Annotated in this window: 22 protein-coding genes, 18 tRNA genes and 1 pseudogene; 40 read left to right on the forward strand and 1 reads right to left on the reverse strand. The window is 41.7% G+C overall.

Going from position 1 to position 19,407, the window contains the following annotated elements; translation table 11 throughout:
• Positions 1-17 precede the first annotated feature (17 nt).
• The 40 genes and pseudogenes from greA (at position 18) to BLV86_RS07225 (ending at position 17,534) form a co-directional block, all read left to right on the forward strand.
• Positions 18-512, forward strand: a complete 495-nt coding sequence (greA, locus tag BLV86_RS07050) for a transcription elongation factor GreA (protein WP_090815906.1) — start codon at positions 18-20, stop codon at positions 510-512.
• Positions 513-651: 139 nt separating this feature from the next.
• Positions 652-2,145: pseudogene (gene lysS / locus BLV86_RS07055) on the forward strand (lysine--tRNA ligase); the annotation flags it as partial.
• Between the two features lie 360 nt (positions 2,146-2,505).
• Positions 2,506-2,670: a DUF6462 family protein gene (locus BLV86_RS17775; protein WP_175456467.1), complete on the forward strand. Its 165-nt coding sequence runs from the start codon at positions 2,506-2,508 to the stop codon at positions 2,668-2,670.
• Entirely contained in the window at positions 2,660-2,926 is a 267-nt protein-coding gene (locus BLV86_RS07060) for a winged helix-turn-helix domain-containing protein (RefSeq protein ID WP_175456468.1), read from the forward strand. The genes BLV86_RS17775 and BLV86_RS07060 overlap by 11 nt, the downstream gene beginning before the upstream one ends.
• Before the next feature lie 580 nt (positions 2,927-3,506).
• Positions 3,507-3,590: transfer RNA gene (locus BLV86_RS07065), tRNA-Ser, on the forward strand.
• Positions 3,591-3,594: 4 nt separating this feature from the next.
• Positions 3,595-3,666 (forward strand) — tRNA-Trp (locus BLV86_RS07070).
• A gap of 4 nt (positions 3,667-3,670) precedes the next feature.
• Positions 3,671-3,752: transfer RNA gene (locus BLV86_RS07075), tRNA-Leu, on the forward strand.
• 29 nt (positions 3,753-3,781) lie between these two features.
• A complete protein-coding gene (locus BLV86_RS07080) occupies positions 3,782-4,039 on the forward strand; it encodes a helix-turn-helix domain-containing protein (RefSeq protein WP_022778260.1) in 258 nt (85 codons plus the stop codon).
• A 39-nt stretch (positions 4,040-4,078) separates the two neighbouring features.
• A tRNA-Glu gene (locus BLV86_RS07085) sits at positions 4,079-4,152 on the forward strand.
• A gap of 4 nt (positions 4,153-4,156) precedes the next feature.
• Positions 4,157-4,230, forward strand: a tRNA-Glu gene (locus BLV86_RS07090).
• Between the two features lie 4 nt (positions 4,231-4,234).
• A tRNA-Tyr gene (locus BLV86_RS07095) sits at positions 4,235-4,318 on the forward strand.
• Between the two features lie 5 nt (positions 4,319-4,323).
• Positions 4,324-4,410: transfer RNA gene (locus BLV86_RS17780), tRNA-Ser, on the forward strand.
• A 112-nt stretch (positions 4,411-4,522) separates the two neighbouring features.
• Positions 4,523-4,654, forward strand: coding sequence for a hypothetical protein (locus BLV86_RS18455; RefSeq protein ID WP_278308776.1), 132 nt, complete (start codon positions 4,523-4,525; stop codon positions 4,652-4,654).
• Between the two features lie 95 nt (positions 4,655-4,749).
• Positions 4,750-4,971: a helix-turn-helix domain-containing protein gene (locus tag BLV86_RS07100; RefSeq protein WP_090815910.1), complete on the forward strand. Its 222-nt coding sequence runs from the start codon at positions 4,750-4,752 to the stop codon at positions 4,969-4,971.
• A 10-nt stretch (positions 4,972-4,981) separates the two neighbouring features.
• Positions 4,982-5,055 (forward strand) — tRNA-Gln (locus BLV86_RS07105).
• Between the two features lie 5 nt (positions 5,056-5,060).
• Positions 5,061-5,132 (forward strand) — tRNA-Cys (locus BLV86_RS07110).
• Positions 5,133-5,136: 4 nt separating this feature from the next.
• A tRNA-Phe gene (locus tag BLV86_RS07115) sits at positions 5,137-5,208 on the forward strand.
• A 4-nt stretch (positions 5,209-5,212) separates the two neighbouring features.
• Positions 5,213-5,284 (forward strand) — tRNA-Lys (locus tag BLV86_RS07120).
• 4 nt (positions 5,285-5,288) lie between these two features.
• Positions 5,289-5,361, forward strand: a tRNA-Lys gene (locus tag BLV86_RS07125).
• A gap of 4 nt (positions 5,362-5,365) precedes the next feature.
• A tRNA-Gln gene (locus BLV86_RS07130) sits at positions 5,366-5,438 on the forward strand.
• 4 nt (positions 5,439-5,442) lie between these two features.
• Positions 5,443-5,515 (forward strand) — tRNA-Asn (locus BLV86_RS07135).
• Positions 5,516-5,771: 256 nt separating this feature from the next.
• On the forward strand, positions 5,772-6,410 hold the full coding sequence (locus BLV86_RS07140; RefSeq protein ID WP_090815912.1) for a hypothetical protein: 639 nt from the start codon (positions 5,772-5,774) through the stop codon (positions 6,408-6,410).
• A 42-nt stretch (positions 6,411-6,452) separates the two neighbouring features.
• On the forward strand, positions 6,453-6,809 hold the full coding sequence (locus BLV86_RS07145; RefSeq protein ID WP_051671803.1) for a helix-turn-helix domain-containing protein: 357 nt from the start codon (positions 6,453-6,455) through the stop codon (positions 6,807-6,809).
• On the forward strand, positions 6,806-7,570 hold the full coding sequence (locus tag BLV86_RS07150; protein ID WP_036613025.1) for a hypothetical protein: 765 nt from the start codon (positions 6,806-6,808) through the stop codon (positions 7,568-7,570). Before BLV86_RS07145 ends, BLV86_RS07150 begins: the two co-directional genes overlap by 4 nt.
• Before the next feature lie 16 nt (positions 7,571-7,586).
• Positions 7,587-8,288, forward strand: coding sequence for a metallophosphoesterase (locus tag BLV86_RS07155; protein ID WP_090815914.1), 702 nt, complete (start codon positions 7,587-7,589; stop codon positions 8,286-8,288).
• Between the two features lie 11 nt (positions 8,289-8,299).
• Positions 8,300-8,914, forward strand: coding sequence for a metallophosphoesterase (locus tag BLV86_RS07160; protein ID WP_090815915.1), 615 nt, complete (start codon positions 8,300-8,302; stop codon positions 8,912-8,914).
• 420 nt (positions 8,915-9,334) lie between these two features.
• A tRNA-Gly gene (locus tag BLV86_RS07165) sits at positions 9,335-9,406 on the forward strand.
• Between the two features lie 86 nt (positions 9,407-9,492).
• Positions 9,493-9,565 (forward strand) — tRNA-Ala (locus tag BLV86_RS07170).
• 86 nt (positions 9,566-9,651) lie between these two features.
• Positions 9,652-9,727, forward strand: a tRNA-Met gene (locus BLV86_RS17785).
• 72 nt (positions 9,728-9,799) lie between these two features.
• A complete protein-coding gene (locus BLV86_RS07175) occupies positions 9,800-10,588 on the forward strand; it encodes a tRNA(His) guanylyltransferase Thg1 family protein (protein WP_242873259.1) in 789 nt (262 codons plus the stop codon).
• Positions 10,585-11,631, forward strand: coding sequence for an RNA ligase (ATP) (locus BLV86_RS07180; RefSeq protein WP_090815919.1), 1,047 nt, complete (start codon positions 10,585-10,587; stop codon positions 11,629-11,631). Before BLV86_RS07175 ends, BLV86_RS07180 begins: the two co-directional genes overlap by 4 nt.
• Before the next feature lie 25 nt (positions 11,632-11,656).
• A complete protein-coding gene (locus tag BLV86_RS07185) occupies positions 11,657-12,316 on the forward strand; it encodes a hypothetical protein (protein ID WP_090815921.1) in 660 nt (219 codons plus the stop codon).
• Between the two features lie 92 nt (positions 12,317-12,408).
• Positions 12,409-12,479 (forward strand) — tRNA-OTHER (locus tag BLV86_RS07190).
• Positions 12,480-12,729: 250 nt separating this feature from the next.
• Positions 12,730-13,299, forward strand: a complete 570-nt coding sequence (locus BLV86_RS07195; protein ID WP_090815923.1) for a hypothetical protein — start codon at positions 12,730-12,732, stop codon at positions 13,297-13,299.
• Positions 13,300-13,317: 18 nt separating this feature from the next.
• Positions 13,318-13,905 carry a metallophosphoesterase gene (locus BLV86_RS07200; protein ID WP_090815925.1) on the forward strand — a complete coding sequence of 196 codons (588 nt, stop codon included), beginning with the start codon at positions 13,318-13,320 and terminating at the stop codon, positions 13,903-13,905.
• Positions 13,902-15,008, forward strand: coding sequence for an RNA ligase (locus BLV86_RS07205; RefSeq protein ID WP_090815926.1), 1,107 nt, complete (start codon positions 13,902-13,904; stop codon positions 15,006-15,008). The genes BLV86_RS07200 and BLV86_RS07205 overlap by 4 nt, the downstream gene beginning before the upstream one ends.
• 107 nt (positions 15,009-15,115) lie before the next feature.
• Complete coding sequence (locus BLV86_RS07210; RefSeq protein ID WP_031553874.1) at positions 15,116-15,490, forward strand: hypothetical protein; 375 nt, start codon at positions 15,116-15,118, stop codon at positions 15,488-15,490.
• A gap of 42 nt (positions 15,491-15,532) precedes the next feature.
• Entirely contained in the window at positions 15,533-16,117 is a 585-nt protein-coding gene (locus BLV86_RS07215) for a hypothetical protein (protein ID WP_090815928.1), read from the forward strand.
• Positions 16,118-16,148: 31 nt separating this feature from the next.
• Complete coding sequence (locus BLV86_RS07220) at positions 16,149-17,003, forward strand: TIGR02452 family protein (protein WP_090815929.1); 855 nt, start codon at positions 16,149-16,151, stop codon at positions 17,001-17,003.
• Positions 17,004-17,015: 12 nt separating this feature from the next.
• The gene (locus BLV86_RS07225) at positions 17,016-17,534 is read left to right on the forward strand and encodes a hypothetical protein (protein ID WP_090815932.1); all 519 of its coding nucleotides are present in this window, start codon (positions 17,016-17,018) and stop codon (positions 17,532-17,534) included.
• Positions 17,535-18,257: 723 nt separating this feature from the next.
• On the opposite strand, the gene BLV86_RS18625 is transcribed toward BLV86_RS07225, so the two are convergent.
• Positions 18,258-18,788, reverse strand: a complete 531-nt coding sequence (locus BLV86_RS18625; protein ID WP_031555333.1) for a type III toxin-antitoxin system ToxN/AbiQ family toxin — start codon at positions 18,786-18,788, stop codon at positions 18,258-18,260.
• Positions 18,789-19,407 lie beyond the last annotated feature (619 nt).

Below are 19,407 nucleotides of genomic sequence, written 5' to 3' on the forward strand. Positions count from 1 at the left end.
AAGGAGCTATGTAAAACATGGCAGAAGAGCAGGTAGTTAAAAAGAATTTACTCACACGTGCAGGTCTCAACAAATATGAGGCTGAGCTTCATGATCTCAAGGTAAACCGCAGACAGGAAATCGCTGCCAAGATCAAGGAAGCAAGAGAGCAGGGTGATCTTTCAGAGAATGCCGAGTATGATGCAGCTAAGGATGAGCAGCGTGATATCGAGGCAAGAATCAGTGAGCTTGAGGCTCTTCTTAAAAATGTAGAGGTAGTTGACGAGTCCGTTGAAGGCGAGATCAATGTTGGCTGCCGCGTAGTACTCCTGGATGAAGAGTTTGATGAAGAGGTAACATACTTCATCGTAGGTTCATCAGAGGCTAACAGCCTTGCAGGAAAGATCTCCAATGAGTCTCCTGTAGGACATGCACTCCTTCATCACGTAGCAGGTGACGAGGTTGAGGTTGAGACAGAAGCAGGCGTTCTTAAGTTCAAAGTACTTGAGGTTGCCCGTCACGAAGCAGAATAAGAAATCTACTTAAAGTCTTTTTATTCCGTCCGTCAGTCAGAAAGACAGAGGAATCAGAAGTTTAATATCACAGACGGCAGGGTGAAGATGACCCGGCCGTCTTCATTAGCATAATAGATCAAAGTTCAAGGAGAAAAGAATGGCAGAGAATCAGCAGAACAATCAGCAGAATCAGCCGGTTGAGGATACCAATCACATCGTACAGGCACGTCTTGACAAGCTTGCGGAGCTTCAGTCAGCAGGACAGGATCCTTTTCAGATAACCAAGTTCGATCAGACACATCATTCAGAGGAGATCAAAGAGAATTTCGAGGCTCTTGAGAACCAGCATGTGGCTATCGCAGGTCGTATCATGCTGAAGCGTGTTATGGGTAAGGCATCCTTCGTACACCTTCAGGATAAGCAGGGCCGAATCCAGTCATATGTATCACGTGACGGTATCGGCGAAGAGGAGTACAAGGCATTCAAGAAGCTTGATATCGGTGACATCATCGGTATCGAGGGCTATGTATTTAAGACAAAGACCGGTGAGACCTCAGTTCATGCCGAGAAGCTTACACTCCTTTCAAAGTCACTTTATCCGCTTCCTGAGAAGTTCCACGGAATCCAGGACACAGATACCAGATACAGACAGAGATACGTTGACCTCGTTATGAACGAGGAGTCAAAGAGAGTATTTATCAAGCGTTCTCAGATCATCAGTGAGATCCGTAACTTCCTGGCAGGCCGCGACTTCATGGAAGTCGAGACTCCTATGCTGGTTTCCAATGCCGGCGGTGCCGCTGCACGTCCGTTTGAGACACATTACAATGCTCTGGATGAAGATGTTAAGCTCCGTATATCTCTTGAACTTTACCTTAAGAGACTTATCATCGGCGGACTTGAGAGAGTGTTCGAGATCGGCCGTGTATTCCGTAACGAGGGTGTAGATACACGTCACAACCCTGAGTTTACTCTTATGGAGCTTTATCAGGCATACACTGACTATGAAGGCATGATGGAGCTTACAGAGTCAATGTTCCGTTACCTTGCTGAGAAGGTTTGCGGTTCAACAACCATCACATACCAGGGCACAGAAATTGACCTTGGAAAGCCTTTCCGTCGTCTCACCATGACAGAGGCCATCAAGGAAGAGAGCGGTATCGACTTCGATACAGTAAAGACACTTGAAGAGGCCCGCGAACTTGCCAAGAAGAACCACATTGAATTTGAGGATCACCACAAGATCGGTGACATCGAGAACCTCTTCTTCGAGACCTTCTGTGAGGAGAAGATGATCCAGCCTACATTCATCATGGATCACCCGGTTGAGATCTCACCTCTTACAAAGAAGAAGCCTTCAGACCCTTCAAAGGTTGAGCGTTTCGAGCTTTATATCTACGGACGTGAGATGTGTAATGCTTACTCCGAGCTCAACGATCCTATCGATCAGAGAGAGCGCTTCAAGGCACAGGATGCACTTGCAGAGGCCGGTGACGAGGAAGCTAACCACACAGACGAGGACTTCCTTCACGCAATGGAGATCGGTATGCCGCCTACCGGTGGAATCGGCTATGGAATCGACAGACTCGTAATGCTGTTGACAGATAGTGCGGCGATTAGAGATGTGTTGTTGTTCCCGACACTGAAGAGTAATAACTGATACATGGATTCATTGAACAACAAAGAAAACCATAGCGATACAATATAATCCAATCAGTACACAGGAGTACAACGAACCTGTTGGACATCCATGGACTTCTATGAGCGTGTATGGATTTTTACCTTAAAATTTCAGTGTCCTCTATGGATTGTAAAAGTGTTGTCATGAATGGTAGATTTACGACCATTTATGAATGTTTCATGGGATCAACCGGTTCACACAATATCTTGACAATTAAAATTGGTTAATATTTAGCCAGGTATTTTCTAGCAATAGAGAATACCTGACTTTTTTAATTTCCAAGGCTTCTTAGTAACGATGCATCTCTTTATGGATTACAGAAGGATGCAAATGAAAAAGAACAACTCACCGCCTGTGAACCTTGACCAGTATTTAAAAAGAAGCGGTCACAGGTTCTGCAGTTATTTTGAAGGTGCAAGGAAATATACTCTTCCATATGGGACATTTCTCTTACTGGCAATCAAAGCCGGTGCAGCATTCAACCTTGGGAAGTAACGAAGAAAGTAACGGAGAAAGTAGCGGAGAAGTAGCGGAGAAAAGTAACGGTATCGGTAATCTGAATAAGACAGAAAAGCAGATAGTTACAATAATAGCTGAGAACAGCAATATAACACAAAAAGATTTGGCAATTCAAATCGGTATGTCTGAGGGTGGAGTAAGAAAAGCCATGACAAAGCTTAAGAAAGCAGGCATTATTACACGCGAGGGCTCGACAAAAAATGGAAGCTGGAAGGTTGCGGATTCTAAATGAAATACAAATCCTATATGGAGTAGAGTAAATGTGAAGATGGAAAGAATGGCATAATAAAAGACTCACCATCAGCGGTGAGTCTGCACTACAGTTGAATACCTTATCTGTGGAGTTATCAAGGCCCCGGAGCTTGATGCGGATTCTGTTGAGCTTCTTAAGCTGTTTGGGGCTATGGATGAAAAGACCAAGCAGATTATGCTGGTTCAGATGAGGGCTGTTGCAAAGATCTGACCGATTATTTTATACTACAAATATAATGACAACTAATCTTACCGGTGTTATCATTCGATATATAAGAGAGATAAGCGGAGCAGATAAGAGCTCCCGGAAAGGAAAAGAAAGAGACATGACAACAGTGAATCGCAATTATTGCCTCTATAGCGAAAGTTATGAATCATCACTCCAGAGCAAATCAGAGTGGATGTTTAATTTCATGCGCTCATTTAAGGATAGGCAAATGCGAGAAAATGTTGTTTTGGCAGGACCGTGATAGACGGGATCCGAGCTTATAGATGAACATGTTTAGCAGCTGCTTACCTCTTAGATGAGGCAGGCAGCTTTTTCTTTTGTCTAAAAATATGCAGAGTTGGCTCAATTGGTACAGCATCGGTCTTGAAAACCGACATTCCTCATGGATATCTGGGTTCGAATCCCAGGCTCTGCGTTATAGATTCGTGGTGTAATTGGCAGCACAGCAGTCTCCAAAACTGTTAGTCCGGGTTCAAGTCCTGGCGGGTCTGTTTTGCACGAGTGGCGAAGTTGGTAGACGCACCTGATTTAGGATCAGACGCAGTGATGCATGTGGGTTCGAATCCCACCTCGTGTACTTGGCCAAGAGCCAGAAAGGAGTCGGAAATGACACAGAATATTCCAGCGATCGACATGGTCGCTACGGGACAGAGAATTACAGATTTAAGAGTGGCAGCCGGTATGTCTGTTAGGGATTTACAGGATGTGTTCGGTTTTGCTACTCCACAGGCGATTTACAAGTGGCAGCACGGAACTGCCATGCCAACACTGGACAATTTAGTCGTATTAGCAGCTGTTTTAGGTGTTGCTATGGATGACATTATCGTAGTCGAAGGTGAATGGCTTTATTCACTAAGCGCATGAACTGAATATAGATTAGCGGGCGTGAAATCGCCTGCGCATGGTTCCATAGTCTAAAGGGTTAGGACACTGGCCTTTCAAGCCAGAGATACCGGGTTCAAGTCCCGTTGGAATCAGTAAGGCTCCTTAGTCTAATCGGCTAGGACGCCAGCCTCTCAAGCTGGAGATGTCGGGTTCAAACCCCGCAGGAGCTATTATGGGTAGGTATGCCTAGCGGCGAAGGCAGGGGTCTGTAAAACCCTGACAACAGAAACACCGTGAGTTCGAGTCTCACCCTGCCCACTACGTTTGCGTGACCGAGATGGCTTATGGTGCTGCACTGCTAATGCAGAGCACGGAATACTGTGCCGAAGGTTCGAATCCTTCCGCAAAAGCTCAGTGTCATCTGATGACACTATACAGATCAAGGTTTCTAGATAATAATACAATTACAGAAACGCAAAAGAGCTGCGAAACAGCAGCGAAGTTTAAGGAGAAGAATTAAGAATGTACTACGTAACTATCAACAAGCAATTTAATAACAAACAGTTCATGCAGTTCTGCAAAAATCAGAAGTGCTATGTTAGTTATGCAAATTGCAAGTTGGTGGTTGATGATCCGGGTTCCGGGAAAAGATAGTCCGAAGAAATCCTGAGCATTAAGAATAGAGTAGTTCTGGGTCCACTTAACTTGCGTTAGGTGGATTTTTTAATGCAAAAAGGAGAGAAAAAGAAATGGATTATCCAGTAATAGATATCGAGGGAACAGGAATAAGAATCAGGGAGCTGATCAGAGAGAGCGGACATACAGTATCTGAGGTTTCAGAATACCTTGGAGCAAGCACATCGCTTTTGTACAGGTACTTAAGAGGAGAAGTTCTTCCAAGTATAGACAGGATTGTGGCTCTTTCAGTTTATCTTGAAGTTCCTATTGATGACATAATCGCAGTTGCTTAAGACTGCACAGTGCGGTATAGCTCAATTGGCAGAGCGCCTGACTTTGACTCAGGATTATTATAGGTTCAAGTCCTATTGCCGCAGTTTAAGACGAAGTAGCCAAGCTGGAAAGGCTCTGGACTGCAACTCCAGGATCGTGGGTTCGAATCCCACCTTTGTCTCTAAGGGCTCGTAGCTCAAATGGTAGAGCGAGGGATTGAAAATCCCTGTGAGGCGGTTCGATACCGTCCGTGCCCATTATGCTTCCTTGGCAGAGCGGATATGCACCGGCCTTTTAAGCCGAGAGATGCGGGTTCAACCCCCGTGGGGAGCACTTCGCCGTTATAGCTCAACTGGAAGAGCAGCAGACTCTTAATCTGAAGGTTCAGGGTTCGATCCCCTGTAGCGGCACTATTGCGGTATAGCTTAACTGGTAGAGCATTTGACTCTGACTCAGGAGGTTGTAAGTTCGAATCTTACTACCGCAGTTATGGATACATAGCTCAATTGGCAGAGCGCCCGGCTGTTAACCGGGAGGTTGTGGGTTCAAGTCCCTCTGTATCCGCTATTCCAGGATAGCGTGGGAGGTAGAGCACCCGCTTCATACGCGGAAGGTTATGGGATCCCTCGCAGAGCTCGGAGTCGCAAGCATGGCATCCCACGGATGCCTGCTACCCGTTCTTGGGACTATTATTTAATCATTTTGATAGAGCGATTTTCTAATTTATCAACCACGGGTTTATATACAATGGAATTAATCTCCAATACAATATATATGAGAAAAGGCATAAGTTTACTGATTACATGGTATAAGAAGCGAAATGAATATTGAAAAAACAGGAAAAACATGCATTGAGAAAAAGTATAAAGGTTTTGAGAAGCCGGTTGATAAGATAAAACGATGGAAACGCAATATTAGGTTTATTTTTCAGCGTGTAAAGTATGGCTATTGTGATTCCGATGTATGGAGCATTGATTACTGGTTTTTGATGGTGATGCCTGGGATGCTGAAACAATTGAAAGACACAACTCATAGCTATCCGGATTTTTGCGGAAACACTTCACATGCATTGTTTGGTACAGGTAAATCAGACGATGTTGATAATGCAGGTATGAAGAAATGGGATGACATCTTGTCGGAAATGATATTTCTTTTGAATGAATCGAATGAGGATACCTGCACTAAGAAAAACAAATATGAAGAGGATTATCATAAGGCATATCAGGAATTTAGAGAAAAATATGGGAAGCATGGACAAAAACTAAGAACAGAGGATGAAATTGCCAGGGAGAAACAAGAGGGCTTGTACAGGTTGTATCATCCAGGAGATGTGCCTGAATATAAAGAGATAGAAGACCGATATTTTGAAGAAAGTAGGAAACTTGACCAATATAGAGACGAATGCAAGGACAGAGCTATTGATATGTTTAAAGAATGGTTTTGGGACCTTTGGGATTGATGAAAAGATTACATTCATAGTAGGCATAGAGGGAAAATATTTATGGATGAAGGATATGAAAAAATTATGGAGATCATTGAAATGAATAGATTTCGGCAGAGACTGGGACTATTGGATTACACAGCATGCTGGGAAGAACCTGACAGGGTAAAAGGACTTGACATTGAAGCTACAAAGAATAGGGTGTGCGATCTGATTAAATCAAAGGGATTAAAAGACAAGACTATTGCTGATAAATTGGGTATTACTCCACAGGCAGTTAATAAATGGCGCCATAAAGGATCATTTTTTGTGATTGAAAACCTTTATGTTCTCAGCGGTCTCTTGGGTGTAAGTGTTGATAATCTTTTAGTCCCTGTGGCCGTAAAGAAATGGGAAGTTTTGATTGAGAAAAGATGAGAGATAAGAATAGAATACGGCCATTTTTAAACAAAATAGCGGAAGAATGGGAGAATCATCCGGATCTTAGATTCGGTCAATTTGTGATGGATGTGATTCCTGATCAGGATAAACTGTGGAATTGTGAAGAAAGCGAATTTTTAAGGCGTCTTGATGTTTTTGCCAATAGAGCAAGCGGCAATAAAGCAGGCACAGCAGATAATAATCGTCCTGTGATGACGAAGGATCTTAACACATTTGACAATACACCAAGAAAGATCAGATGCATAGGAAGGAAGCATGATTTTCTTGGCGATGGTAATTATTTTACTGAGGAAGAACTGGAGATTGGCAAGGAATATACTATAGTACCTCATGGCGGACGACATGATGGGATGTTCATTCACATAAAGGAGCATCCCAGGCACACAGGATACCCATATTATCTATTTGAAGAGCTTGAGCCCTATGATGAGGAAATCGGGAAGACTGCCGCGCTGCTTGGTCTTATGAAATCTCTTGACGAGGCGGAAGAATCCATAAGAGAAGGGAAACTATATTCCGAAGAAGAGGTGTGGCAGGAATTTGAAAAAGTAATAGAAGGTAAAGATGAAGCAAGGGATCCTGCAAGAATAGAAGTATGCCTAAAAGCTATTTCAAACGTATGGAAAAAGCATCCGGATATGAGGCTTGGACAAATCCTGCAGTACGCGCTGGGGGATTCTGATCTGTGGGATGTAAAGGATCTTGATATTAGTGAAGCACTGAAACAGATGGAATAATTGGAGATTTTTTGAAATGAGCAGAGTACTTGTGATTCCTGATGTGCATCTAAAGCCATGGATTTTTGATGTGGCTGATAGAGTTGATGAGAACAGCTACGACGACATCGTAATACTCGGGGACCTGGTAGATGACTGGGGGAAAGGAAATGATTTAGACGCATATAAAGAGACGCTGGATCGTGCTGCTGAATTTGGCAAAGAGCATGATCAGTCATTGTGGTGCTATGGTAATCACGATGTATCTTATCTTTGGGATGCCATGGAATCGGGATATTCTGTCCAGGCAAGGATAACTGCTATTGAAGGCGTTACCAGACTGGAACGTGTTCTTGGAGAACGTTATAGATTTGTCCATAAAATTGATGATGTGCTATTCAGTCATGCCGGTCTTACGGAGAGTTTTGTCTTTCAGACGTGTGGATATCATATGAAAGAAATTGAAGATATCCTTGCAAAGATCAATCGGATGGGAAAACAGGAACTATGGAGAGATAGTTCGCCTATATGGGCAAGGCCTCAGGCTGACTTTTACAGGATGTTTAGGGATGATCTCTTGTATCAGGTAGTGGGTCATACACCCGTAGAGGAACCGCTAGATGCTTGTGGAGTGCTGACACTGGATCTTTACTCGACTTACTCAAAAGGGGATCCTTTCGGGAATCAGAAACTTTACATCGTTGATACTTTGACGAGGAAATTCGAAGAGGCAAAGTAGGGACTGATACGATGATATATTTTACTGCAGATATGCATTTTGGACATAGGGCAATAATAACAATGCAGAACAGACCATTTGAATCTGTTGAGGAAATGGATAAAGTTCTTTTGCAGAATTATAATGCTGTTGTCCAAAAAGATGACACTGTATATATCCTTGGAGATATCTGTCATCATATGAAAATCGAAGACGCTGATAATTTGATAAAGAAGCTGAATGGAAAGAAATATCTTATTCGAGGTAACCATGATAAGAATTATGATCCGCGGCTTTTTGCAGATATTCAGGATTTTATGAAAATCTCTGTAGATGGGAAAGCTTTTTCTTTAATGCATTATCCGATGTTATCTTGGCCTAAAAAGGGTAGCGGAGGTTACCATCTCCATGGACATATCCATGCACGTATGGAGTACAACGAGACTAATAGGTCTGATGGACAGAGAAGATATGATGTTGGTGTAGATGCCAATAACTTTTTCCCGGTATCAGCTAAGCAGATTGTGAGTTTTTTTGAAGAACATAGTACTGACGAATTTTCTATATCTAGGAACACGTTAAATGTGATGGATGCTGCAATTTCTAATCTAAATGAAGGCAAAGTTTCAGAACGGATAGAAATTTGATGTTTCGTGATTTTGTAAAACAAGCTTTACATTTCATATTACAGGTGCTGATTTAGGTTCATAGGAAGTGCCTGTCCTATTTATTTTGATGCAAACATCAATGTAAATATGTGGTCGCTTCCTTTTTTGTTAAACAGATTTAGTGATGAGATAGAAAGGCAAGGTAGAAAGCTTTCAATGAAACAGATGATGATTTCTAATTTGACATTCACAACCGCGACAAAGGCGTATGGCTTTACAGCTGATACGTTTGTTATTAGTGCGCTCATTTCAGGATCATCAGAACCAACATGGGGAATAGAAAAATATATCAGGACAGATTGTAAAGTCCGATGTTAGAGGTTAATAGTGGCATCGGAATAAACTGTAGATTTTTGGATCTGTCCGTGTTGGATGGATCCTTTTTTAATACAAAAATACGTGGATGTGGTGCAATTGGCAGCATATCGGTCTTCCAAACCGAAGGTGCCGGATCATAACCGGTTATCCACTCTCAGAAGGAGAAGGCAGGCACTTCCTTACTTCTGGACAAACAAATAAATATAGCAGAAGGCCACAGGCACGGTCTTCTGCGCCATGGGCCGGAAGTCGCAATGGGGTGACGCTGGTTTTGCATACCAGAGACGGCGGGTTCGATTCCCGTGCGGTCCACTGAAACATCACGCCGGATAAGCATAGATAGCGATGCAGGTGACCTGTAATCATCAGAGGAGGGCGCACATCCTTCATCCGGCCTTTGCGGGGGAGTGGAACTGAATGACCATACAGGGCTCATATCCCAAGTGATAGCAGGTTCGACTCCTGCCCCCGCGACTTCGTTTTATCAACCACGAGTTAACTGACAACTGTGCAGGGGAGGAATACTATTGTTAGTAGAGAATAGTAATGGAGGAGAAAACAATGCGTTTTGATGAGATGGATGCAAAGATGCGAATTTATGAGCAGTCGTTAGATCAGGTATTACTTCCTGACATTTATATGGTTGCAAGGCTTGATGGTCGGGGCTTTACAAAGCTTACAAAAGAAGTTTGCAACTTTGAAGCACCGTTTGATGAAAAATTTAGAGATATGATGGTGAAAACTACAAAGGCGCTCATGGATTGTGGATTCAGAGTTGTGTATGCATACACAGAAAGCGATGAGATATCATTACTGTTTGCTGCTGGCGAGGATGCATTTGGAAGGAAAGTGCGAAAATACAATTCAACCCTGGCTGCTGAAGCCAGTGTAGTGTTTTCACTGGAACTTGGAATGGCAGCAACTTTTGATTGCAGAATGGTGCCTCTCCCAAATGTAGAAAGAGTTGAAGATTACTTCCGATGGAGACAGGAGGATGCTAACAGAAATGCTCTTAATTCGCACTGTTACTGGATGCTTAGAAAAGAAGGGGTGTCAGTTCACAAGGCGACATCAGAGCTGAATGGCAAAGGTGTGAGTTACAAAAATGAACTCCTTTTCAGCAGAGGAATTAATTACGATAAGCTGCCTTCATGGCAGAAACGCGGAGTCGGTATGTGGATGGAAGAGTATGAGAAAGAGGGCACTAATCCCTTGTCAGGCGAGACTAAAATGACAACGCGCAAAAGGATACATGTAGATTACAAGCTTCCGATAGGAGATGAATATGGGGAGCTTATTCGAAGTATTATTGAGAAGGAAGGAAAGAAAAGATGAGAAAACTAGCATCAATACAGAAAATCAAGGCAGTCATGCCTATACCGGATGCGGATAGACTGGAACTTGTCCAGGTACTTGGATGGAAGTGCGTCGGTGGAAAAGATGAATTTCATGTAGGAGATATGGTGGTCTATTTCGAGATAGACTCTTTTCTGCCTTTATGTGATGAGTTCGAGTTTTTAAGAAAGAGTTCCTACAAGAACAATGAGTTCGTGGGAGAAGGATTCAGGCTTAAGACCATGAAGTTTAGAGGAGAGATATCCCAGGGTTTATGTCTGGGGATAGATAAGCTGCCAAAGCTTCAGGGCATGACACTGGAGGAAGGAATGGACGTCACGGAAATCCTTGGTGTGCGTGAATGGGAAATGCCTGAGCGTGCAGGATCCGGAGGAACTATGATTGGAGATCGTCCGGGATATATCCCTAAGACTGATGAGACCAGAATACAGTCTGCACCTGAACTGCTAAACGAGTTCAAGGGGCTTCCATATTACATAACTACAAAGATGGATGGATCAAGCCATTCAATAGGTGTAAGGGATGGGGAAATATCTTTTACCGGACATAACTTCACTTATAAGGATGATGGAAAGTCTGCATTTGTTGAGCATGTAAAGGCCGCAGGAATACCTGAGAAGATGAAAGAGTATGCAGATGAGCATGGGCTTAGCACGTTGGTTCTTCAGGGAGAATGGTGCGGTGAAGGAATTCAGAAGAACAGGCTTAAGTTAAAGAAACCGGAGTGGTTTGTGTTTACAGCCAAAATGGATGACAAGAGAACTGATCTGGCAACGCTAAGGGAAATCTGTGAATACGTTCATTGCCAGATGGTTCCGGTTGAAGAGGAAGGAGATGACCTTCTTGCAAAGTATCCTGATGAAGCAGCTCTTTTAGCTAGGGCAGAAGGAATTGGTTTCAACGGAACTACCAGAGAAGGAATAGTAATCCGTCCCATAGAGCCGGTTCATTCGTATACATTGAGCGGACCGTTATCGATGAAGGTAATAAACAACAAATATCTAATGAAGAATGATGAGTAATACTTAGAAAAGGAGAGTGGTAGATATGGCAGAGAAAATGCTTGTAACACAGGCACTTGATGAAAGAGACCTTCTTGTTGACAAAATCACTGATAAGATAGGTAAAGCGGTTTTCATTGATACGATAAAGCCTAATGAGGATAAGGTATTTGAAGAGCGAATTTCCAGAGAAGATTTTGCTAAAAATGCAGAGAGCGCATATCAACAGATCCAGGATCTGATAGACAGATATCAGAAAATAGATTCAGCCATAGTAGCATCAAATGCCAAGACCAAGGTAAAGACTTCATATGGTGAGTATACTGTTGCTGGAGCGATTTCTCTAAGAAATAGACTTCGAAGCACAGGCTCTTATGATGGCAGCACAAATTTTGAATATATGCTTCAGAAAAAGATGGAGACTGATCTTCAGAAAATGATCCAGTATGCAGATACGAAGAATAAGCAGCTCCAAAGTACTGCTGAAAGCATGAGGCTTTCTATCCTTGGTAAGGATACCAAGGTAAAGGATGATAAGCCACTGGGAGTTGTAGATGCATATGTTAAGGAAAATACAACTGAAGTAGTTGATCCGCTTGAAGCACAGAAAAAAGCTGATGCGCTAAAAGAAAAACGCGATACCCTGCTTACTGAGCTTGATACTCAGATCAAGGTGTCCAACGCTACAACTTTTATAGAAATCTAATGTAAAAGTATTGCCTGCAGCACGAAAACTTCGAACCCGGCTTCTCTGTAACAGGGTCAAGTTACAATATGGTCTGTAAAACCACTTAAAAGTCCGAAATAGCCAAATGGATAAGGCGCAAGCCCAAAAGCTTGAAATACAGGTTCAAATCCTGTTTTTGGAACCCAATGATTGTCGCAATCATTGGCAGCTCGACTGGCTGATAATAGTCTCCACTATTTTGGGTTTTATGTTCTTGGTTATTTATGAATCATGTTTATTTATCGGTTTTTGTCTTGCTTTTTGAATAGTCAGAGGATAACTGTTCTTTAGGCATAGAGATATGCTGAAATCCATGGGAAGGTTTGGCGCTAAGCCGGTTGACCTGAAGTGATACCGCATGGCTGTGCTGTAGGCAATTTTTGGAGGAAAAAGTGAGAGATTATATGGTCTGCTGGCGCGGAGATTTGGCTGATGGGTTCAATGAAGATTTTTTTGTGGTTGGTAGCTGCTCGATTCACACATACAACTTAGTTCACGCAGATAATATGTATGATGCAGTAGATATATTCTTGGAAAACACGCTAGACTATGCCTATAATGATGACCCTGTATTTTTAGATGATGTAAAGGAACAGGTAATTGAAGAATTTGTATATCTGATATGTGATGAAGATGAACCGAATCATATTATACCTAAAAGATTTAGTACTGTTGCTAAAGATATTTTCAACAAATATGTTGAGGAGTGTGAAAAAAGAGTTGGCCGCGATGAAGCGGTTACCGATAAAGTTGATTTCGAGTGCAGGACTGCTGTGATAAATTCGTTAGATTCAAAAAAATTACTGGATTCTTTTAGTGAGCGTGAGATAAGAGATCTGTATAAATCCAAGCATGAGTATAGCATATCAGTTGTTGAATTAACGCCACTTCCAAGTGGGATAGAAACACAGGAAGATGATGAAGAATTTGTAATAGACTCATTGTGGAAAAATAATGAGTAATCAAAGACGGGAGGGAACATGATATCTACATTGTATGAGCCATTTAGGCACTGGTCAGAAAACGGATCGGTATATATCCTGTCTGATACACATTTTGATGATGATGACTGTAAGCTAATGGATCCGAATTGGATAGATCCTGCGGAACAGGTCAGAATACTGAATTCTGTGATCATGAAAAATGATACCTTTGTATGCCTTGGTGATGTAGGAAAGCCTGAGTATGTAAAACAGCTTAAGGTCAGAAAAAAGATTCTGCTTCTTGGCAATCATGATAGAAGAGGCGCGTATACAGGGCTATTTGATGAGATATATGCCGGCCCGCTTTTTATAGCTGATAAGATTCTTTTGTCGCATGAGCCGGTTTATGGTCTGCCGTGGTGCCTTAACATTCATGGCCACGATCATAGCAATATGGAAATGTATAAAGAAGGGTGTAAGCATCTGAATCTTGCAGCCAATGTCTGCGGATATACACCGGTTAATCTGGGAAAACTGATAAAGGATGGGATTTTGTCGGATATAGACGGCATTCACAGGATCACAATTGACCACGCCGTAGATAAGAAGGAAAAGAAGTGGATTAACAAAGAGACACAGACATGAAGTCGAGAATATTAGAATTCATAAAAAATAACCCGGATACCTGGGAAGAAAAGCTGAATGAAAGGCTTATACGCACAAACCATAACGGAGATCTTGTGTGCTTCAAATATGCAACTGAAGCCGATTTCTCAGATCCGCTGGTATGCGAAGCAAGAGGAATTATAATTGACGTGGTTCAGCGCGTAGTGGTCTGCTGGCCGTTTGATAAGTTTTTTAATGTACAGGAACAGTATGCTGCAGATATCGACTGGAATAGCGCCAGGGTGCTGGAAAAGATAGATGGCTCTATGATAAAGCTTTTCTGGTACAAAGATGCTTGGAGATTTGCGACAAGTTCTACCTGTGATGCTAAGGATGCAGCTATTCCAGGGTATAACGAACTGACTTATGCGGACATAATTGCCCGTGCTGAAAACGTAAATGAGATTCCTTTTGAGGAACTGAATAAAGACTATACCTACATTTTTGAGCTTGTTTCTCCGCTTACTCAGATTGTTGTCAGATATGAAATGACTGCTTTGTTCTTCCTGACCGCAAGAAATAATCTTACAGGTGAAGAGTTGGATACAGAGCTTCTGCAATTTAGGAGACCCAGGAGCTTTGCACTAATATCTTTGAATGAGTGTCTTGTTGCTGCTCTTGCGCTAAATAAGGGCGACGAGATAGAGGATGAGGGCTTTGTCGTGGTTGATGAGAAACATAACAGGGTCAAGATAAAGTCTCCGGCATACGTGGCTATGCACAGATTATCTACGAATAAAGTGTTCACTGTAAAGAGAATGGCTGAGTTTTTCTGTAATGGTGAGGATCTTTCAAAGCTGGCAAAAGATTTTCCGGCTAATGCCCATATCATTAAGTACTATGATTGGCAGTTTGCTGAGATGAAGCATAAAGCAGAAGACATGATGCTCTATTCCAGGCGCCTTTATGAAGAATACGACCACGACAGGAAAGCAGTAGCCATGACCATAAAGGATTCTCCATACGCATGGGCTGGATTCAAGGCAATTGGGAACGAAAAGGACATCACTGATATCATGGCAGTGCTTGCACCGGCAAATGTTGAAAAACTGATTGTGGAGTATCCTGAGATAAGTAATTGAAAGCTGAGAAATTATGGAAGTTATAGGAAAGAATTAAGGGAGAACCTGAAAGCTTGCTGACAGAAGATGCGTGGGATTTATGAATAGCAGTTAAAAGAATGTAGCTTATGAATTCGGGAATCGAAAACAATAATAGAAATAGTATTAAATATCGCCCTATTACATTTGATTCAGCTAAGAAAATGTTCACATACTTGCAGGATGTTGGGGATTTATATAGTCCTGATGAACGTATCTATGTATTTAACTATAGTGAATCTGGAGCGCTTGCGGTGTATAGGATTTGTGAGCTAAGAGCCAAAGAGCTTAGTAGGGACAGTAAGGAAGCTGATGAATACTGGGGTGCATTCCTCGGACCAGGAGGAAGTATCTATGACGTTCCTGGCGAACAATGTGGCGTTGATTATGCAATGAAGTTCTGTGAGGACTGGTACAAATCAGAATGGTACGACACCAGAGATTATGCTGATTTAGTTTTATGAGAGAAGATGAGGCACTAGAAGGATGGAAACAGGAGAATATAGATGCAAACTGAGGACATCACATTTAAAATAATAGGCAGAGATGCGAAAAAACTTAATGAATTCCAAAAGCTTCATGATGGCTGTCTTGAGGGACTGGCTGGAGACAGGTTTTCCTATTCTTTTTCACCAACATCTCTTGGCATGGCAATAACAGTCAGCTGTTCTTGCGGGCAGAAACTATTTCTTGGTAACTTTATGGACCATGATGAGAAAGAGGTTGATATGAGTAAATACGGACCTCTTTCACAAACTGATATTGAGAACAAGAAGTTCGAAGAAGATGCGTTCAGAATTCTGCAGATGGAGAGTCCGCGTATATGTATGATAGCATCTGCAAGAAAACAGACATTTGATATGATATATTTCTTTGCTGTGGGAGTTGCATGTAATGCTGACCCGAGAATCTCAAAGTCTATTCTCTATATCTACAGTTTGGATAAGTACCATCATCAGACGAATAACTACACAGGTTCTGAACGGGAGAACATAGAATTATTCTTCAGACACTTTAAGCAGAAGATTCGTGATGAGATTAAAAAATATGATTGTGACAATGAAGCTCTTTTAGAGAAATTGTATTCATGATACGAATTGACAGAATAAGAAGGTGAGAATAATGGGACGAGATGAAAATGTAGCAATATTCCAGGATACGGAAAAAATGTGCAAAGAGAACGGTCGATTAAGGGAGTCTATAAAACTGGCATCTGAGAATCAGAAGCTTATTCTGGAGGGCGATTCAACATCTGCATATGACAATGATAAATATGATGAGGCGGCTAAGATTATAGTCTCAAAGAAAAGAGCATTAGAAGCTGCAAGTGCATATAAGGGAATGAGGGTTGCTGTTCACAATTTTGCTTCAGCAACAAATCCGGGCGGTGGAGTAGTTAAGGGATCTACAGCCCAGGAAGAATGTCTGTGCAGATGCTCGACTTTGTACAGCATGCTTAATACCAAGGAGATGTGGAATGGATTTTATGCTCCTCACAGGAATGCAGCTGATCCAATTCACAATGATGACATTATATATACTCCGGGAGTTGTAGTGTTTAAAACAGACACAGCAGCTCCTGTTGCCATGCCAGAAACTCAGTGGTATGAGGTTGACGTTATTACATGTGCTGCTCCTAATCTTAGGGACAACCCCAGCAATCCATATAATAAGAGCGATGGAACGAAAAAAGTGAAAATATCAGATAAAGATCTACTTGAGCTTCATGAAAAGAGGCTAAGGAGAATATTGGATGTTGCCGTGGCTAATGCTGATGAAGTAGTTATATTGGGGGCATTTGGATGTGGAGCATTTCAGAATAAACCGGAGATTGTTGCCAGAGCTGCAGCAAATGTGATTAATGACTATCTGTATATGTTCAAAAATATAGAATTTGCTGTTTATTGCAGTCCTAAGGACAGTCGGAATTACGATGCATTTAAGCGAGAACTGGCTAGAATTGCGAATCAGAGATAAGGTGAACAAATAATGCATTCTACAATTTTTGTTTTGAATGATAATCCGATTTCGGAAAACGATGTCATTGACGATGACTATTTTTCAGTGAGTCAGATAGAGCGCCGGGGATATGATTATTGTGGTGTAACGAATCTTGAGTATGAAGCAAGGGACTATTTTTCTGGATATTACTCCGAATTTTTTCAGACAGAGATCATGAAAACGGAGTATGAGGATTATCCTGAAGACAACTTTGTGCAGTACAAGATGACCATTAAAAATCGTGAAAAATTCATGAAAGGCGTTTATCAAAGATATCGCAAGGCTTTAAAAAAATTCAGCAATGCTCTTACATTGGAAAAACTTTTGGATAGTGAAGACAGAGATATCAGTTATTTGCTGTATAAGCTGCAGTGTGTAATGGATGATACATGTGCTTTGCAATTCTACAGTGATTATGGAGATTTTGAGAGCCCTGAGCAGTTAATGCGTCGTTGCAAGGATGGAGATGTTTATTATATAGTTGCAGCTTTTGACTATCATTTTTGACAATAACAAGAGAAAAACTTGTGGCAAGGAAAATGAGGAGTAGGTAACGATTATCAACCACGAGTCGAATGACATGTGTCCTGCTATTACTTATCATAAGAAGAAATAATAAGAGAGCATCAGTTCATGAGTGCAAATGCACTTGTGGCTGGTGCTTTTTTTGTCCTTTTGTTCGAAAATCTCGAACCTAAAGTTCTATATCTAAGAGAACGTATTATTCCGTCACGTTCCGTAGAATTACATATGTAAGCAAGAGGTACAGCTTAGCCGGCTAACCTGACCTCCGGGGTTCAAATAGGAGGTGCGATATGAGCATTACAAAAGATGAACTTGTTGAATCTTATGGAACAGGCAATGCGAAAGAAAGATTTGATCTGATTTACGAGAACTACTCTGTGTTCCCGCAGCTGGTTGATTGTTTTGAAATCGGGCTGTTCAACACAATCCTTAATGAGAAGGAATACAACAGAAGAGCCAAGAACAGTGCTGATCTCGGAGTAAGAGTCCAGACAAGCAATAAAAGCGATCCTACAGCAAAGATGGCTGTTGAGAGGGTGATGATCCGTGAGGCAATAGAACGATGTGATACGGATGGTGGGATCCTCAAGGACACGGATAATCCTGAAAAACATAAAAAGGATATATGGACGATAGCCATGATGCGCAGGGAATACGAAGTGTTTGATTCATTTCTGAATGCGCTCAAAGGTGATGAGTATCAGATTAATCTGACTTGTAACGATCAAGTATTTCTTCAAGCTTTGTCCAGTTTAGGCATCGGCGTTTCACAAAACCACTGGTTTTCTTCTGATGAACCATTCGATAAAGCTTATTTGCTTTGTTAACTATAACTTCATGATTCTGACGGCAGAATGTCAACTGGTCACTTATGAGCTCTTTATAATGCTGAACTGCAGAATTGTCGTTTTTACGTATTTGAGGATGAATCTTTTTTACAACATCGGGACGGACGGGAATCATATTGTTGAAATCCAAAACACCAATAAGCTTTCCTTCTGAATCAAGAATACGATGAAAATCGAGACCATTTTTCATAGATTCGTGTTTTGATTTTGGGGAACTTAAAGGAACACAGTATTGACGCTCATTAAGCATGACTATCAAACCTACGAATGGACGATTATCTTTACCTGCTTGTGGTGAAACAGAGAATACTCTGTCATCGCCCTGATTATGCATATTACGGATTAGTTTCATATCCACAGTATAAAAAGATAGCTGCTCTTGTTTCATTAAGTCCTCCAAACTTAAAGGACTGCTCCGAAGAACAGTCCTTTTCAACTGCCACTTTGATAGCTGGGCTATCCGGTAGGCCGCTCCGACTTTTAACAACTGCCACTTCGATAGCTGGGCTATCCGGTAGGCCGCTCCGACTCTTACAAACGCCACTTTGATGAATGACCATCTAGCAGGCCGCTCTACGTACCAATGAGTTTAAGCGAAAACAATTAAAAATTCAATGTATTCAATAAAAAAAGAAATTAACTTTTTGTAAAAACAGTAACCTTAATGTCACATGACAAAACACATACATTGGGCGGCAGTGATGCCGCTCCGTTTTGATGAAACGGAGGAAATCATGCTTTCATAGTAGCCACACATACTGATAAAGCCCATGTTCACAGTGACTGGCACCTATGATTTCGGTGCCCCAAAAGTTCTCCATTGGTGCATCTTTTCAATGGATTTTGGACGTGTTATATTTACAATGGGTCAAGCGAACGGAACACAGCACCGGTTGCAAAGCCCATTTTCTTTTGCAAAAGAATAAAGGTATTTTAAGCGTCAGCATACAATTAAGAAAGTTGAAGCCAATATAAAAGAGCTTGAAGATGAAAAATGCTCGCTGGAT

The sequence above is a fragment of the Oribacterium sp. KHPX15 genome, from assembly GCF_900107835.1.
Classification (GTDB): Bacteria; Bacillota; Clostridia; order Lachnospirales; family Lachnospiraceae; genus Oribacterium.

Coding starts and splice junctions, on each gene's coding strand:
- greA (WP_090815906.1), top strand. CDS start 18: ATGGCAGAAGAGCAGGTAGTTAAAAAGAATTTACTCACACGTGCAGGT.
- BLV86_RS17775 (WP_175456467.1), top strand. CDS start 2,506: ATGAAAAAGAACAACTCACCGCCTGTGAACCTTGACCAGTATTTAAAA.
- BLV86_RS07080 (WP_022778260.1), top strand. CDS start 3,782: ATGACACAGAATATTCCAGCGATCGACATGGTCGCTACGGGACAGAGA.
- BLV86_RS18455 (WP_278308776.1), top strand. CDS start 4,523: ATGTACTACGTAACTATCAACAAGCAATTTAATAACAAACAGTTCATG.
- BLV86_RS07100 (WP_090815910.1), top strand. CDS start 4,750: ATGGATTATCCAGTAATAGATATCGAGGGAACAGGAATAAGAATCAGG.
- BLV86_RS07140 (WP_090815912.1), top strand. CDS start 5,772: ATGAATATTGAAAAAACAGGAAAAACATGCATTGAGAAAAAGTATAAA.
- BLV86_RS07145 (WP_051671803.1), top strand. CDS start 6,453: ATGGATGAAGGATATGAAAAAATTATGGAGATCATTGAAATGAATAGA.
- BLV86_RS07150 (WP_036613025.1), top strand. CDS start 6,806: ATGAGAGATAAGAATAGAATACGGCCATTTTTAAACAAAATAGCGGAA.
- BLV86_RS07155 (WP_090815914.1), top strand. CDS start 7,587: ATGAGCAGAGTACTTGTGATTCCTGATGTGCATCTAAAGCCATGGATT.
- BLV86_RS07160 (WP_090815915.1), top strand. CDS start 8,300: ATGATATATTTTACTGCAGATATGCATTTTGGACATAGGGCAATAATA.
- BLV86_RS07175 (WP_242873259.1), top strand. CDS start 9,800: ATGGAGGAGAAAACAATGCGTTTTGATGAGATGGATGCAAAGATGCGA.
- BLV86_RS07180 (WP_090815919.1), top strand. CDS start 10,585: ATGAGAAAACTAGCATCAATACAGAAAATCAAGGCAGTCATGCCTATA.
- BLV86_RS07185 (WP_090815921.1), top strand. CDS start 11,657: ATGGCAGAGAAAATGCTTGTAACACAGGCACTTGATGAAAGAGACCTT.
- BLV86_RS07200 (WP_090815925.1), top strand. CDS start 13,318: ATGATATCTACATTGTATGAGCCATTTAGGCACTGGTCAGAAAACGGA.
- BLV86_RS07205 (WP_090815926.1), top strand. CDS start 13,902: ATGAAGTCGAGAATATTAGAATTCATAAAAAATAACCCGGATACCTGG.
- BLV86_RS07210 (WP_031553874.1), top strand. CDS start 15,116: ATGAATTCGGGAATCGAAAACAATAATAGAAATAGTATTAAATATCGC.
- BLV86_RS07215 (WP_090815928.1), top strand. CDS start 15,533: ATGCAAACTGAGGACATCACATTTAAAATAATAGGCAGAGATGCGAAA.
- BLV86_RS07220 (WP_090815929.1), top strand. CDS start 16,149: ATGGGACGAGATGAAAATGTAGCAATATTCCAGGATACGGAAAAAATG.
- BLV86_RS07225 (WP_090815932.1), top strand. CDS start 17,016: ATGCATTCTACAATTTTTGTTTTGAATGATAATCCGATTTCGGAAAAC.
- BLV86_RS18625 (WP_031555333.1), bottom strand. CDS start 18,788: ATGAAACAAGAGCAGCTATCTTTTTATACTGTGGATATGAAACTAATC.